Genomic DNA, 590 nt, shown 5'->3' with positions numbered 1-590 from the left:
AGAATGCACTGGCCCTTGATCCCGGTCAGTGGGTGTGGTGCGTCAACCGGTATGAACACCGGCCCAGCCACGTACTCATGCAGATCGGACCCACAAATGCCGCACCACTGCACGCGGATCTGCACCCAGCCGGCAGGTGGCGCTATTGGTAGCGGAACGTCTTCGACACGGATATCGTGGCGGCCGTGCCAGACAGCGGCACGCATACTGCGTTGCGGATTGTTTGAAAGGCTCATCGCGAAATCTCCTTGAAATAGTTGCTCCTGGCACCCCGCGAGAGGTCGCCAGGAGGGGCGTCAGTGCTGTTGCACAAAGTCCAGAATCAATCGATTGACTTGCTCGGCCGCTTCCATCTGCACCATGTGCGCCTGACCTGGCAGTACCTCGACCTGGGCCTTAAGCCCGGCGCTGTGGTTCGCCGGAATAATCGCGTCGTCACTGCCCCAGATCAGCAACACTGGCTGCTGGCCGTCCTGCACCACGCCGCGCAGATCGAGCTGTTGCGATCCGTCTTTGAACACGCCTGATACCAGCAGGCGCAGGGCCGCGCCCACTCCTTCCAGGCGCTTGTACTTGAGCATGTCTTCGAG

The 590-nt window shown here is 60.8% G+C and carries 2 pseudogenes; both read right to left on the bottom strand.

Annotation, left to right across the window (positions count from 1 at the left end):
• Positions 1 to 236 (bottom strand): annotated as a pseudogene (locus tag AC1DKR_RS21040) (hypothetical protein); the annotation flags it as partial.
• Positions 237 to 296: 60 nt separating this feature from the next.
• Positions 297 to 590, bottom strand: a pseudogene (locus AC1DKR_RS21035) (hypothetical protein); the annotation flags it as partial.

The organism is Stenotrophomonas sp. 01N47, from assembly GCF_056399165.1.
This window is presented reverse-complemented; position numbering and strand designations above follow the sequence as displayed.